At 72.5% G+C, this 13,863-nt stretch carries 12 protein-coding genes; 7 read left to right on the top strand and 5 right to left on the bottom strand.

What is annotated here, in order from left to right:
• On the top strand, positions 1-433 hold a 433-nt coding region (locus VG276_31730; protein ID HEV8653847.1), incomplete at its 5' end, for a DUF6247 family protein.
• Positions 434-767: 334 nt separating this feature from the next.
• On the opposite strand, the gene VG276_31725 is transcribed toward VG276_31730, so the two are convergent.
• From VG276_31725 to VG276_31715, 3 genes are all read right to left on the bottom strand, one after another.
• On the bottom strand, positions 768-1,847 hold the full coding sequence (locus VG276_31725; GenBank protein ID HEV8653846.1) for an LCP family protein: 1,080 nt from the start codon (positions 1,845-1,847) through the stop codon (positions 768-770).
• Positions 1,848-2,319: 472 nt separating this feature from the next.
• On the bottom strand, positions 2,320-2,751 hold the full coding sequence (locus VG276_31720) for a MarR family winged helix-turn-helix transcriptional regulator (protein ID HEV8653845.1): 432 nt from the start codon (positions 2,749-2,751) through the stop codon (positions 2,320-2,322).
• 404 nt (positions 2,752-3,155) lie between these two features.
• On the bottom strand, positions 3,156-3,938 hold the full coding sequence (locus VG276_31715) for a hypothetical protein (protein ID HEV8653844.1): 783 nt from the start codon (positions 3,936-3,938) through the stop codon (positions 3,156-3,158).
• Positions 3,939-4,432: 494 nt separating this feature from the next.
• On the opposite strand from VG276_31715, the gene prfB reads away from it, so the two are divergent.
• The 4 genes from prfB (at position 4,433) to VG276_31695 (ending at position 8,150) form a co-directional block, all read left to right on the top strand.
• A protein-coding gene (gene prfB, locus VG276_31710; GenBank protein ID HEV8653843.1) for a peptide chain release factor 2 occupies positions 4,433-5,552 on the top strand; the annotation gives its coding sequence in 2 pieces (ribosomal slippage) (positions 4,433-4,489 and positions 4,491-5,552; 1,119 coding nt in all).
• Positions 5,553-5,628: 76 nt separating this feature from the next.
• Entirely contained in the window at positions 5,629-5,817 is a 189-nt protein-coding gene (locus VG276_31705) for a hypothetical protein (GenBank protein HEV8653842.1), read from the top strand.
• Entirely contained in the window at positions 5,814-6,365 is a 552-nt protein-coding gene (locus VG276_31700) for a GtrA family protein (protein HEV8653841.1), read from the top strand. Before VG276_31705 ends, VG276_31700 begins: the two co-directional genes overlap by 4 nt.
• 228 nt (positions 6,366-6,593) lie before the next feature.
• Positions 6,594-8,150, top strand: coding sequence for a DUF2079 domain-containing protein (locus VG276_31695; protein HEV8653840.1), 1,557 nt, complete (start codon positions 6,594-6,596; stop codon positions 8,148-8,150).
• A 61-nt stretch (positions 8,151-8,211) separates the two neighbouring features.
• Here VG276_31695 and VG276_31690 read toward each other — a convergent pair whose 3' ends face one another.
• Together VG276_31690 and VG276_31685 are read right to left on the bottom strand one after the other, a co-directional pair.
• On the bottom strand, positions 8,212-8,949 hold the full coding sequence (locus VG276_31690) for a dolichyl-phosphate beta-glucosyltransferase (GenBank protein HEV8653839.1): 738 nt from the start codon (positions 8,947-8,949) through the stop codon (positions 8,212-8,214).
• Entirely contained in the window at positions 8,946-10,982 is a 2,037-nt protein-coding gene (locus VG276_31685; protein ID HEV8653838.1) for a DUF2079 domain-containing protein, read from the bottom strand. Before VG276_31685 ends, VG276_31690 begins: the two co-directional genes overlap by 4 nt.
• A 69-nt stretch (positions 10,983-11,051) precedes the next feature.
• Here VG276_31685 and VG276_31680 point away from each other — a divergent pair, with 69 nt between their 5' ends.
• Both VG276_31680 and VG276_31675 read left to right on the top strand, forming a co-directional pair.
• Positions 11,052-13,205: a 6-pyruvoyl-tetrahydropterin synthase-related protein gene (locus VG276_31680; protein ID HEV8653837.1), complete on the top strand. Its 2,154-nt coding sequence runs from the start codon at positions 11,052-11,054 to the stop codon at positions 13,203-13,205.
• Between the two features lie 421 nt (positions 13,206-13,626).
• Positions 13,627-13,863, top strand: a 237-nt coding sequence (locus tag VG276_31675) for an ATP-binding cassette domain-containing protein (protein ID HEV8653836.1), incomplete at its 3' end; no start/stop codon positions are given.

Genomic DNA, 13,863 nt, shown 5'->3' with positions numbered 1-13,863 from the left:
CAGCAACCACGCCAGCATCGAGCGAGGAAGAGGACGACACGAGCCTGCTGATCCGATCGCCCACCTGGCCGGGTACACTGCCAGCATGAGCGCACAAGCCAGCCCGGCCGGCCGGGTCGAGCCACCCGCGCGAACGCCCGCATCGGTCCGGGCCGAGCTACCCGAGGCGCTACACGCCCAGTTCGACACCGAGTACCGGGCCGCGCTCGAGGAGGCCAAGACCACCTACCAGCTCGACCGGTTGTACGAGGTCATGCAGGCGTGGTGGCAGCTGGCCTGGGCTCGTCGGAGCCCCACCCACGAGCAGGCGCTGGCGACGGGCCACCAGGTTCTAGGCGGCGACCAGGTGGAGACGTTCCCGTCGACCTGGACGCGCTGCGCCGGTAGCGGGTGTACCGGTCGAGTACAGCCGGCAGGCACGCGCGCAGACTGACAGCCTGGTACCAGCTGGCAAGCGGGCCCTTGCCGAGGCGGTCGAGCAGCTTGGCCGTGACCCGTGGCTCGGACAACGGGCTCCGCGCTATGCGCCGGAGTTCCACACCTGGGCGTTCGGCGAGTGGGGCCTGGTCTTTTACCTGATCCGAGAGCGCCGCGGCACGATCCTGCTGCTCGACATCATCTGGGCCGGACCCTAACCGCCGTGGGGCAGAGCCGCACCGTGAACGTAACCGGCTGCGGATTCACCTGGTCGGATTCACGCTCGGGGGAGTAAACGCTTGAGCACGCAGGTGTGACCTCGCCCGAGCCAGGGCGATGGTGCTTCGTGGCTACTGTTGCCCGGGGTTTGGGATGGGGCGGTCCTCCCTGAGCGCGTTGAACAGCGCGAGTGCGTTCTGGCGGTCCCAGCGGACGACCGAGCCGGCGCCTGGGACCGAGCCGGTGCCGGCGATCGGGACGGTGGTCGTGATGCCGTTGCCGCCGGTGACCGCGCGCATGGCCAGGGGGAAGCGGATGAGGTGGTGGAGGTGGTCGGCGTCGTCGATGGTGACGGCGTCGGTGCCGCGCAGCATCAGCGGGACGCTGCGGAACGGGTTGAGGAGCACGGCCGGGCTGGTCGCCTTGTCGATGAGGGCGCCGAGGAACTGGCGCTGGCGTTCGACGCGATCCAGGTCGCCGCGGCCACCGGCGCGGGTGCGGACGTAGCCGAGGGCCTTCCTGCTGTCGAGGACCTGGCAGCCGGCGGGGATGTTCAGGCCGGCCATGGGGTCCTTCATGGGCTTGTCGACACAGATGCGGACGCCGCCGACGGCGTCGACGGTGGCGGCGAACCCGTCGAAGCCGACTTCCATGTAGTGGTCGAGGCGGATGCCGGTGACCTCTTCGACGGTGCGGGCCAGCAGCTTGGGGCCGCCGAAGGCGTAGGCGGCGTTGAGCTTGTTGCGGCCTCGTCCCGGGATGGGGACGTAGGAGTCGCGGGGCAGGCTGACCAGGGTGGGCTGCCCGCCGCCGCGTGGGATGTGCAGCAGCATCATGGTGTCGGCCCGCCGGCCGGCGGCGTCGCCGGTGCCGAGCCTTCTCTTCTGGTCGCCGGTGAGGCCTTCACGGCTGTCGGAGCCGACGACGAGCCAGTCGGTGCCCGGTGTGACCGCGGGCCGGCCGGCGTAGTCGGTGAGGGCGTCGACCCGGTTGAGCCGGGAGTCGGCGTAGACGAGCAGGCCGGCGAGGACGACGAGCAGGGCGACCAGCACCCCGGCCAGGCGGCGTCCCCAGCGGCGGCGCGGGCGGGTCCGCAGCGGCGGCAGGATCCGGTCGGGCGGGGCGTCCGCCTGGGCGCCGGGCCGCTGGCCGACCGGTGTCCCACGCTGGACCCCCTGGTCGCTCGGCCGCTGGCTGGGCCTGCCGCTCATCGCCAACCTCCTCGTCATGGTCCAGAGCGCCGGTCGGGTGCCGGTGTCACGGTCGTGGCCCCTGAGTCGTCAGGGAGCTCAGGACCGCGCCGGGGGTACTCGACCGGGGCTCTGGGTCCACGATACGTGGCCAGCGAGCGCGGGACGGCCACGGAGAGGTCCCGCTTGGCTATCGGTTGCGGTCGCGCAACCGGCGTGCGAGCGCGTCGGCGACGGCCGCGCCGTGCTCACCGCGCTCGACGAGGTCGCGGGTGAACGCCTCGCGCACCGGCTCGAAGCCGCGTGCATGCGACCCCTGGACGGGCGCGTCGATTGCCAGGGCGAGCTCCAGCCGCTCCGGCCAGCGCGACGGTCACGCCCATCGTCGGCGTGCCCATGCCGCCGTGTCGGCGTGCCCGTGCCGCCCGCGGTCCCGAACCCGGGGCCGTGGCGGGCAGACCGCGGGAGGGTACTTGACGGTCTGAGCGCCGGGTCAGGTCGTGCTGGCGTCGGTGAGGGCGTCGGTGAACCTGGTGAGCAGGCGGGCGAAGTCGGCGCGTTCCTGCTCGGTCCAGTCGTGGGTGAGGTCGGCGAAGAAGGCCTGCCGGTGGCGGTGGACGGTACGAGCGAGCTCGCGGCCGGGGTCGGTGAGCTCCAGGCGGATGCGCCGGCCGTCGGTCTGGGAGGCGACCCGCAGGACGTAGCCGGCCTGGATGGCGTCGGCAACGAGCCGGCTGGCGCGGGAGGGGTCGATGCCCAGCCGCTCGGCCACGGCGCCGACGGTGACCTCCTGGCCGGGGTGGTCTGGTCCTTCCTCGACCGCGTCGACGACGCCGACATGAGCGAGGCCGATCGGGTGGCCGAGGTCGCGGGTGAGCCGGCGGCCCAGGGTGCGCCTGGTCTGGCTCCGGCGGATGCGGACCATCGCCCGCTCGATCGCAGGCAGAGCCGGGTCGGCGTTGGCGGGCTCGCCTTCGCGAGGCGCGGCTCCTTGGCCAGGTGGTGACGGCGGGCCAGGTGGTGACGGCGGGTCAAGTGGCGATGGCAGGCCAGGTGCCTGTGCCGCGGGTGGGGACGTCGCGGGTGTGGCTCGCCGTCGCGATGGAGGTCCGGAGCTGGGCATGGTGCAGGCTACCACTCGACAGCTGCGCCGCGCAGGTGGTTGCGTTCCGCACCAGTCTGGCCTGGTGTCGAGGTCGTGGCTGGAGATCGCGCCGGGCCGGGGCTCGCCGGTCCTTGGGGCTCGCCGCTCAGCAACATTGGCATTCCAGAAGGAGCCTGCCCGGGCCAGACGGGTCGAGCTTGCACAAGTTGTCGGGCGGAGGGCCCTTACTCGTTGCTCGTGACTGTCGTGCCTGCGCGCTGGCAGGCCCGGCTCTCCTTCGTGAAGGACTCGAGGGTGTCGCGCAACCGCTGATCGCGGATCTTGCGCACGAGGTAGTCGATGCTCCGGTCGGCCTGGCGCACGGCGGCCAGGCAGGAGGGCGGCGTGGCGGTCCGCGGGATGGTCTTGATGATGGTGGACGGGGCGGGGGTCGCGCGGCTGGCGACCGGGCGGCTGCGGTCGAGGGTGCGGCCGAGCAGCAGGCCGACCGTGAAGATCAGCCCGAGCGCAAGGACGGCGACCAGCCATCGAGGACGGCGCCGGAGCTGGGGCTCGACGGTGGGGAGCTGCAGCGCTGCCACCGGGAGGGCAGGGGCGCGACCGGCTTCGCCGGTGTCGGTGTCGGTGTCGGCGTCGGCATCGGCCCCGGTGCCGGTGCCGTTGGCGTCGGCCCCGGGCCCAGTGCCGTCGGCGGCGTCGTCGGCCCCGGTGCCGAGGGCGTCGTCGCCCCCGGTGCCGTCGGCGGCGTCGTCGGGGGCAGCCGGCCTGTTGGCCACAGGCAGAACGGTGGCGAAGCGCTGCCGCTGTCCGAGCGTGCCGAGGCGGCGCCCGACCGCGGTGAACGAGCGGCGCACCTCTTCGAGCTCGCGCTCGCGCTGAACAGGGTCTTGGGGTCTCGGCTCGTCGCGCTCGGGCTGACGAGGGTCCTCGGGTTCCAGCTCGTCGCGCTCGCGCTGACGAGGGTCTTGGGGTCGCAGCTCGTCGCGCTCGTCGCCGTCTGGGGCCATGTGCGTCCCCTCCTCGAGCCTCGTCGCCTTGACGGGACCGGGTGACGCCAGGCGCGGTGCTGCTGAGCGGGACCGGGCCTCGCTCTGGGCTGGGTGGCGCCGGTCCTGGTGGTACGTCGTGGCGAAGCGGTCGTCGTGGCGAACTGGTACGTCGTGGCGAAGAGTCGGTTGCGGCGTGGCCGCGACTGGCGCCTCCTGACCGGTTCGAGGGCATGTCGGTGGTGCGACGACGGGTTCGCCACGCTCCCGTGATAACAGGTTGATCGGGCAACTACCAAGTCCGCGTGCCTGGCTCAGTAGATGTACGTAGGTGCTGCCGGACGCGCTCCGGGCCCGGCCCGCCCCTCTTGGCTGCCTTGGTTGGAAGGGCTGGCCGGGTGCTCAGGGCGGCTCCGGCGCGTGGGCGGGTAGGATGGTGGGTACGTCCGGAAACGGTGCGCCCGGGTGGCGCGCCGGCCCAAGCCCGTCACTGAATTCAGGAGATGCCGCACACCATGCCCACCGATCACGCTCCCGAGCTCGCCGCTCTGGCCAAGCGCCTGGCTGACGCGAAGGAGTTCCTTTGACCTCGACGCCAAGGAGCGGGAGCTGGCCGGCCTGCGGGAGCAGGCTGCGGTGCCGAACCTGTGGGACGATCCGGACCGCGCCCGGAAGGTGATGCGCCGCATGGCCGCGGTCGAGGGCGACCTGGCGGTCGTGGGGAAGCTGTCGGAGCAGCTGTCGGACCTGGAGACCCTGAATCAGCTCGCTCTCGAGGAGGCCGACGACTCAGTGAGCGTCGAGCTCGAGCAGGGCGTGTCCGAGCTGGCCGGAGCGATCGACGAGCTCGAGGTGCTCGCCCTGCTGGGTGGGGAGTTCGACGACAGGGACGCGATCGTGACCATCCACCCAGGGGCGGGCGGGACCGAGTCGCAGGACTGGGCCGAGATGCTGTGGCGGATGCTGACCCGCTGGGCGGAGCGGCGCGGGTTCAAAGTGACGGTGAACGACTACCAGGAAGGCGACGAGGCCGGCATCAAGTCGGTGACGCTCACCCTCGAGGGCCAGCGGGCGTACGGGCTGGTGTCGGCGGAGGCCGGCACGCACCGGCTGGTGCGGATCTCACCGTTCGACCAGGCCAAGCGCAGGCACACGTCGTTCGCGGCGGTCGACGCGATCCCGGTGCTGGACGACGACGACGCCCCCGAGATCGACGACGCGGACCTGCGGATCGACATCTACCGCTCGTCGGGACCGGGTGGCCAGGGGGTCAACACGACCGACTCGGCCGTGCGCATCACCCACCTGCCCACAGGGATCGTGGTCGCCGTGCAGAACGAGCGCTCGCAGCTGGCCAACAAGACGATCGCGTTGAAGATCCTGGCCGCGCGGCTGGCCGAGCGGGCCCGCCGGGAACGCGAGGCGGCGCTGGCCGCGTTGCGGAGCGACCGGGGCGACATCGCGTTCGGCAACCAGATCCGGTCCTATGTCCTGCACCCGTACCAGATGGTCAAGGACCATCGGACCGACGTGGAGACCGGTAACGTCCAGGCGGTGCTGGACGGCGACCTCGATCAGTTCGTCGCCGCTGCGCTGCGCCGTCGCGCGGTCAGCAGGATCGCCGATGCCGGATAGCCGGGGGCCCGATGCCGGATCTTGACCGAGTTTGGGTTAGGCTTCCCGGGCCGTTCCCCGTTCGCGTAGGAGTGTCATGTCCTCACCCCCGATCCCGATCTCCGGGGCGCGTGCCCCCGACTGCGCGCCGCCCGAGGTGACCACCGCCCGGGTCTCCGTGCTTGCCGACGGCGGCGTCATGGCCACGGCCGAGCATGCTGCCGAGGTCCTTCGTAGCGACGGGCACGACTTGGCGGTCATCCCCGTCGGCGGGATGTGCGCATGAGCGTGCTCACCGGGCTGTACCAGCGATGGCGGCACCTGGTCCACGAGCTCGCGAAGTTCGGGATCGTGGGCGCGTTCAACACCGTGCTCGACTTCGGCTTGGCCAACCTGCTGCACCTCGGGCTGCACTGGCCTTCGCTGGCGGCCAAGACCGCGTCGGTGGCGGTGGCGGCGACGTCGTCGTACTTCATGAACCGGCACTGGACGTTCCGGCACCGGGCCAAGACCGGCATGCGCCGCGAGTACACCCTGTTCTTCCTGCTGAACGGGGTGGGGCTGCTGATTGCGGCTGCCTGCATCCTGGTGGTGGAGAACGGCTTCGGCAAGACCGGCGCCCTGTGGTTCAACGTGGCCCAGTCCGCCGGCCTCGCCATCGGCATGGTGTTCCGGTTCACCACCTACAAGCGCTGGGTGTTCGTCAGGCCCCAGGCGGCGGTCGCGCGCGCGGTCTCGGAGGGCTCGGTCGCTGACGTGCCGCCCGAGCCCGTTGCCGACGGCACCGGCGAGCCCGTGCTGGTGCCAGACAGGGCGACGGCTCGGCGCCGCTGAGAGGACGCCCCCAGCCGGCATGTGGCGCGGCGGGCGGCCGAGGGGCCTCGGGCGGCCGACAGGCCTCGGGCGGCCGACAGGCCTCGGACAGGCCGACCTGGACGGCCAGCTACCTCGGGGTGGTCGTGTGAGGGACGACCCATGCGACCGGCGCGCCCGCGCACGGCTTAAGATGCTCGCTGAGCCGGACCGGGCCGCTCGCCCGGCGGACAGGAGTTGGGGCAGGGAATGTCGAGGCTCTTCGCGGCCGTGAGGCCGGCCGTGCCCCGGCCGTGCCCCGGCCGCTCCGGCCGGCCGCCCACGCCGGAGGTGGACCGGGATCTGCCCGGTGGCGACCCCGACGCGGCCGGACGCGGACCGGTCGTGGTGCTGGCCGGGTTGATCGCCGCCTACGTCGCGGTGTTCGGCAGCCTCACCTGGGCCCAGCAGTCGAACTACGGCACCTTCGGGTTCGACATGGGCATCTACGACCAGGGCATCTGGCTGCTGTCCAGGTTCAAGGAGCCGTTCGTCACCGTCCGTGGCCTGAACTACTTCGGCCATCACGTGAACCCGATCACGCTGCTGTTCGTGCCCGCGTACTGGCTCGGTGCCGGCCCTCACTTCCTCTACCTGGCCGAGACGGTCTGGATGGCGCTCGGGGCGGTGCCGATCTGGCTGCTGGCCAGGGACCGGCTGGCAAACCAGTGGATGGCCGTGGTCCTGGCCGCCTCCTACCTGCTCTACCCGTCGCTCGAGTGGATCAACTGGTGGCACTTCCATCCCGACGCGCTGATCATCACCCCGCTGCTGTTCGCCTACTGGCTGGCCACCCGCGAGCGCTGGCGGTGGTTCGCGACGGCGGTCGCGGTCGCGCTGCTGTGCAAGGAGGACGCCGCCCTGGCCGTGCTCGCGCTCGGCGCGGTGCTCGCCCTCCGGGGGCAGCGGCAGGCCGGGCTTTGGACCGCGCTGGCCGGGGTGGCCTGGTTCGTGCTGGCCACCAAGGTCGTGATCCCGCGGGCCAACGGCGGGGTCGGCCCGCTCTACGAGGAGCTGTTCCCCGCGTTCGGCGGGTCGGTCGGCGAGATCGTCTGGAACGTCGTGCGGCACCCCGACCGGGTGCTGTCGCTGGCCACGCAGCCCGACCGTCTCACCTACTACACCCAGCTGCTCGCCCCGGTCGCCTTCCTGCCCCTGGCGGCCCTGCCGGTGCTGCTGATCGGCGGGCCGCAGGTCGCGGTGAACGTCATCTCCGGCCACGGCTACACCCACGAGATCCGCTACCACTACACCTCGATCGTGATCGCCGCGGTGTTCCTGGCAACGGTCGAGGCGTGCGCCTGGCTGGGCCGCCGGCCGGGTCGCCGGCGCTTCCTGGTCGGCCTGGTCGCGGCGACCTCACTGGCCGCGAACGTGGCCTGGTCGCCGTCGCCGATCGGGGTGCAGTACCGCAGCGGGATCTGGGCGTCCCCACAGGCCAAGCATGCCGCGGTGAACCGCGCGCTTGGCCTGGTGCCGGCCGGCGCCGGGGTGTCGGCCACCTACGACCTGGTGCCCCACCTCACCCACCGGGTCCACATCTACGAGTTCCCGAACCCGTGGCAGGTGACCAACTGGGGGGTGCGGGGGGAGAACCCGCCCGACCCGGCCGCCGTCGACCACCTGGTGCTCGACACGACCCTCAACGGCACCCAGCAGCAGCTGTTCGAGCGCCTGACCGGACCGGCCGGGGAGTTCCAGGTCGTCTTCGCCAGCGACGGGATCGTGGTCGCCAGACGGATCCGGGCAGGCCCCGGCGGGACCTGAGGCGTGCCCCCAACAGCGCCGGTGCAATGGTTCGCGCGGTGGTCAGCCGCTGCGGCGGTGGTCAGCCGCTGCGGTCGTGAGCGGGTGCCAGATCGTACTCGCCGCCGCGGGCGGCGCGGCGCACCCCCCACATGTCGCGGAGCATCCGCAGTGCGTCCAAGGCCAGCCGTACCTTGCTGCCGTCGCGCTCCTCGGCCCGGACCGGCACCTCGACCACCTCGAGGCCGAGCCGGCCGGCCAGGAACAGCGCCTCGGCGTCGAAGGCGAAGCCGTCGATCCTGGCCCTGGTGAACAGCTCCCTGGCCGCGTCGCGCCGGAAGCCCTTGAGGCCGCACTGGGTGTCGCGATAGGGCAGGCCGAGTACCAGGCGCATCGCCTGGTTGAACACCCGGCTGGCCAGCCGGCGCAGGACCGTCCCGGTGCCAGCGTCGAGGCCGCCGCGTGCCCCGATCGCCACGTCGGCGACGGCGAGGGCGAGGGCCACCCGCTCGACCTCTGCCGGGGTGTAGGAGCCGTCGGCGTCGGTGAACACGATCCGGTCGCCCCGGGCGGCCAGCATGCCGGTGCGAACCGCGAACCCCTTGCCGTGGTTGGGCTGGGTGCGTAGCACCCGCACGCGGGCGTCGCCCGACGCGGCCGCGTCGGCCACGGCCAGGGTGTCGTCGGTGGAGCCGTCGTCGACCAGGAGCACCTCGACCTCGTCCGGGCTGGCCGGGAACCAGCCCAGGCAGGTCGCCAGCGCCGTGGGGAGCCGCCTGGCCTCGTTGTAGCAGGGCAGGATGATCGTCAGGCTGGTCACGGCGTGCCTCCGTCCAGGGCGGGCGCACCCCCGCCTCGCCGCTCGAGCACGACCACCCCGCCGGAGTCGAACACGGTGCGCCATTCCAGGCTGCCTGAAGCATGCGAGGCCGGATCGCCTGAAGCATGCGAGGCCGGATCGGCTGAAGCATGCGAGGCCCTGAGCTGGTCGAGCAGCTTGCGGTCGTCGGGACTGAGCAGGGCCGGTTCCACGATCACGTAGCGGACCGCCGCGACCTCGGCGGGCGCATGCGCGTCGCCGGGGAGCCCCCAGTTCACCGCCCGGAACGGGTTGGGGAACTCGTAGGCGACCTCCCGGTGGGTGAGGTGGGGGACCAGGTTGAACTGGGCGCTCACGGGCGCCCCAGGGTCGATCGTGGCCAGGGCCGCCCGCCTGGACGCGTCGGTCGGGGAGGCGGGGACGACCACCGCCGAGCGGGACCACAGCGCCGGGCCGGCGCGCCGGTCCACGGCGAAGGCGACCAGCACCAGCAGCACCAGCAGGGGGGCGAGGAGCGCGCGCCGCCGGGCGGCCACCACGGCCAGGCCGGCCACAGCGGCCAGGGCCAGGAACGGCGCGGCTGTGGCCAGGTACTGGTAGCGGATCTGGTGCTGCTCGGGCCGGACCGAGGCGAGGTTGAGGATGAGCGGGGCGGCCACCGGCCACAGCCACCGGGGGGCGAGTAGCGGCAGCCCCAGCAGGGGGACGAAGACGAGCAGCAGGTACCACAGGCCGGGGTTGGACAGGGCGGTCGCGACGGCGTGGGCGCCGAGCGCGGGCACGGCGCGCAGCACGGCCAGCGGCCCGGTGCCGGTGATCCCGTAGGTCGCCTCGAACTGCGCGGTGGGCCGGGCGTTGGCCCAGGGGACGAGCAGGAAGGTGGTGACGAGGAACCAGCCCAGGCCGGCCAGGGCGGTGCGCAGCCCAAGCTCCCGCTTGCCGGTGGCGGCCAGCAGCGCCCCGAACCCGGCCACCACTAGGCCGACCTCGTCCCGGCAAAGCATGGCCAGGAGCAGCAGGACGGCCATGGTCCGGGTCCGCCCGCGGTCGGCGGCGAGCACGGCCAAGGCGAGGAACGCGGCCGCCAGGCTCTCGGGATGGAACTGCCACACGACCGCCCACTGCATCGCCGGGTAGGCGAGGTAGGCGACGGCCACGGCCAGGCCGGCGGCCGGGTGCCCGAGCCGCCGGGCGCCGAGCCGGAAGACGACCACGGCCGGGACGGCCAGCGCCACGGCCTGCAGCGCCAGCAGCAGGCGGACGTCGGGCCAGACCCGGTACAGCGGCGCGAGCAGGGCCAGGATGTAGGCGCCGTGGTCGCCGAGCAGGTTCAGGCCCCGTACGGTCGAGAACGGCGCCTGGAACCGGCTGAGCAGCCAGGTGCCCTGGTCGTGGATGCCGACGTCGAACCCGTAGGTGGCGAACCGGTCGTGCAGGGTCCAGGTCTGGCGCACGAACCCGACCAGGAACACCGCCAGGCACACGCCGAGGGCGAGGGCGCACAGCGTCGAGGCGGACAGGCGAGTGCCGGCCACCAGGCCGCGTCCGGCGGCGAGCAGCAGGCGCTCGATTCGCGAGCCGTTCCCCGGCCGTCCCGGACGGGTCCGCATGAGACCCGGGGCGGCGACGAAGGTCGTGCGGGCAGGCAGGCCGAACGCCCCCAGGGTCGAGGGCAGCCGGCGGCCGGAGGGCGCCACCAGCTCGACCTCGGCGGTCCGGTTGAACGCCCCCGGCGCCAGGGAGCGGCTCAGGCCGAAGGCGCGCGCGTGCGCCTCGGGGTAGCCGGGCCTGGTGTCGAGGTCCCCGAGCTCCAGGTGGGGAAGGAGGTCGGCGGCCCGCTCGAGCGCGTCGAGGTCGGCGTCGGTGGCGGGCCGGTCCAGGATCAGGGTGAGCAGGCCGCGCCCGTTGCGGTCGAAGGACACGGTGGCCGTCCGGTTCCCGTCGAGGTCCAGCGTGGCGGCCGGGAGCCAGGAGCCCGAGGGGGGGACGGGGCCCCAGCCGGTCGCCTCGGCGACCGGGAGCCGCGTTACCATACCGATCCTGCTTTCATTGAACGAACCAACTTCGTCGGGAGGTGCAGTCGGCTGGCGACGATTGCAGTGGTGCGGTCCGGGGGGCTCGGCGCGGCCCGCACGCGCGCGGTGTGGGTGCACCGTGCCGCCACGGTGGCCGCGTTCGTCGCCATCTATCTCATCCTCGTCAAGGTGCTGCACCTGAACCTTATCTTCTCCCGCACCACTGCGGCGGGTGGGGACATGGGCTCCCACCACTACATCGATACGTTCCTGCGCGAGCACCTGCTGCCCCACGGCAAGGTGACCGGCTGGGCGACCGGCTGGTTCGCGGGCATCCCGATGCTGACCTTCTACTTCCCGCTGCCCTACACGCTGATCGCCGCGCTCACCCCGCTGGTCGGCAACCAGATCGCGTTCAAGGCGGTGAGCGCGTCCGGGCTGTTCGCGCTCCCGCTGACCTGCTGGGGCGCGTTCCGGGTGCTGCGGCTGCCCGAGCCTGCCCCGCTGCTGGCCGCCGCGGCCAGTGTGCCGTTCCTGTTCATGACCTCCTACACGATCTACGGGGGCAACATCGCGAGCACGATGGCGGGGGAGTTCCCCTTCGCGCTGTCGTTCTCCCTGCTGCCGCTCACCCTGGCGCTGCTGTGGCGGCTGGTCGAGGAGGGGACCGGGTGGCGGGTGACCACGCTGCTGGTCGCGGCCGTGGTGCTGTCGCACATCCTCACCACGATCGTGCTCGTGCTCGGGGCCGTCATCCTGGTGCTGCGGCCCGGCCTGCGGGCCACCGGGGTCGCGCTCGGCCAGGTCGCGCGGGTGCTCGCGGTCGGGTTCTGCCTGACGGCGTTCTGGGCGCTGCCGTTCATCCTCCGGATCCAGTACACCGCCCATTTCAAGTGGACGCAGCTGTCGTCGTTCGGGGTGCTGTTCCCGCCCGAGATCCGGCCGTACCTGGTGCTCACCGCCGTCGGTGTGGTGGCGGCGGTGGCAAGGGGCGAGCGCCGCATCCTGCTGTACGCGTGGCCGGCCGCGGTCGCCGTGTGCCTGTTCGCGTTCCTGGCCCGCTTCGCACCCAAGGCACCGTTGTGGAACGCGCGCATGCTGCCTTTCATCTACCTGTTCTCGCTGCTGGTGGCCGCCTACGGGGCGGCGGTGGTGGCCGCGCGCCTGACCCGCCTGCTGCAGCGGGGCAGCGGCATGCATGTCCGTGCGGCCTGGCTGGTGGTCGTCGCGGTGCTCGTCGCCGCGCCCCTGTACGGGTCGTGGCGCCACCGGGCGTTCATGCCCGGCTGGTCCCAGTACAACTACGAGGGGTTCGAGGTGAAGCCGGGCTGGCCGCAGGCCCAGGCGCTGTTCTCGACCCTGCAGGGGCTGCCCAAGGGCCGGGTCATGTGGGAGTTCAGCCGCGACTACGAGAGCTTCGGCACCACCAGGACGCTCGAGAACATCCCGGTGTTCGCCGGCCAGGACACCATGGAGGGCCTGCTGATCGAGTCGTCGCTGAACGCGCCGTTCCACTTCATCACCCAGGCCGAGACCTCCGAGACCCAGACGCAGGCGGTCCCCGGGATCGACTACCCGGGCTTCGACTTCGAGATGGGCCTGCGCCACCTGCGGATGTACGGGGTGCGCTGGTACGTCGCCTACACCGACCGGGCCAAGCAGGCCGCGAAGGCGGCCGGGCTCCCGGTGCGGGCCACCAGCGGCAAGTTCACCATCTACGAGGTGGGCGACGGGCATCTGGTCGAGGTGCCGCGGTTCCGGCCGGTGCTGCTCGACGACCCCGACTGGCGGTCCAACTCCCTGTCCTGGTACCGCAACCGCGACTGGCTGGACACGCCGCTGGCCTACGCGTCGGCCGGGGACCCGGCCGCGCGGGCGGCGTTCGCGCAGCCTGGACGGCTCCCCGTGACCACCCTGCCGAGGCAGGCCCTGACCCGGCCCGGGACCGTGCCGTCGCGCGACGATGGCGACACGCTCGAGTTCACCACCGACCGGGTCGGCGAGCCCCATGTCGTGAAGGTGTCGTACTTCCCCAACTGGCGGGCGGAGGGCGCGAAGGGACCGTGGATGCTCTCGCCCGGGCTGATGGTGGTCGTGCCCACCCAGGCCAAGGTGCGCCTGGTCTACCGTGACACCGCCGTGGAGACGGCCGGCAAGGCCCTCACGCTGCTCGGGGTCGGGTTCCTGGTGGTGCCGCCCCTGGCCGGCCGGCTCCGCAGGAGGACCGCCGCCCGTCCGTGACCGCCGCGTCCGTGACCGCCGCGTCCGGGACCGCCGCGTCCGGGACCCCCGCCCGTCCGGGACCCCGCCGCCCGTGACCGCCGCCCGTCCGGGACCCCCGCCCGTCCGGGGTCCCCGCCGTCCGGGGTCCCCGCCGCCGTGGAGCGGGGGAGGCCGGCGCCGATTTGCGCACGCTACGGAGCACCATTCGGTCGGGCACCTGCCAGCCTGCCGACCTGCCCTCCGTATAATTGCTCAGTCGAGCTGCGCGGCTTCGACCAGCCCGTGCGAGCGGGAGGCAGGCGGGTGAGGAGCGTCCATGTCGACCAATGGCGGGTCTGATAAGGTCATGCGTTGTTCGGCGCCCCTTCCCCCCAGGAGGCCGGCTCGGCGTCGCGCTCCGTTCCGTAGCCGATGACAGCAGAAAGGTTTGTCGCGCCCTGTGATCAAGCTCGAACATGTGACGAAGGTCTACGGCTCGGACGTGACCGCGCTCGACGACGTGTCGGTCGACATCGCCAAGGGCGAGTTCGTCTTTGTCGTCGGCCAGTCCGGCTCCGGCAAGTCGACCTTCCTGCGCCTGCTCACCAAGGAGGAGCGACCCAGCGGCGGGCGCATCTGGGTGGCCGGCAAGGAGCTCAACAAGCTCGCGTCCTGGAAGGTGCCGGCCCTGCGGCGC

It is taken from the genome of Actinomycetes bacterium (assembly GCA_036000965.1).
Classification (GTDB): domain Bacteria; phylum Actinomycetota; class CALGFH01; order CALGFH01; family CALGFH01; genus DASYUT01.
The sequence above is the reverse complement of the archived record's forward strand: the minus strand, read 5'-3'. Positions and strand labels throughout refer to the sequence as shown.

Coding starts and splice junctions, on each gene's coding strand:
- VG276_31725 (HEV8653846.1), bottom strand. CDS start 1,847: ATGAGCGGCAGGCCCAGCCAGCGGCCGAGCGACCAGGGGGTCCAGCGT.
- VG276_31720 (HEV8653845.1), bottom strand. CDS start 2,751: ATGGTCCGCATCCGCCGGAGCCAGACCAGGCGCACCCTGGGCCGCCGG.
- VG276_31715 (HEV8653844.1), bottom strand. CDS start 3,938: ATGGCCCCAGACGGCGACGAGCGCGACGAGCTGCGACCCCAAGACCCT.
- VG276_31705 (HEV8653842.1), top strand. CDS start 5,629: ATGTCCTCACCCCCGATCCCGATCTCCGGGGCGCGTGCCCCCGACTGC.
- VG276_31700 (HEV8653841.1), top strand. CDS start 5,814: ATGAGCGTGCTCACCGGGCTGTACCAGCGATGGCGGCACCTGGTCCAC.
- VG276_31695 (HEV8653840.1), top strand. CDS start 6,594: ATGTCGAGGCTCTTCGCGGCCGTGAGGCCGGCCGTGCCCCGGCCGTGC.
- VG276_31685 (HEV8653838.1), bottom strand. CDS start 10,982: ATGGTAACGCGGCTCCCGGTCGCCGAGGCGACCGGCTGGGGCCCCGTC.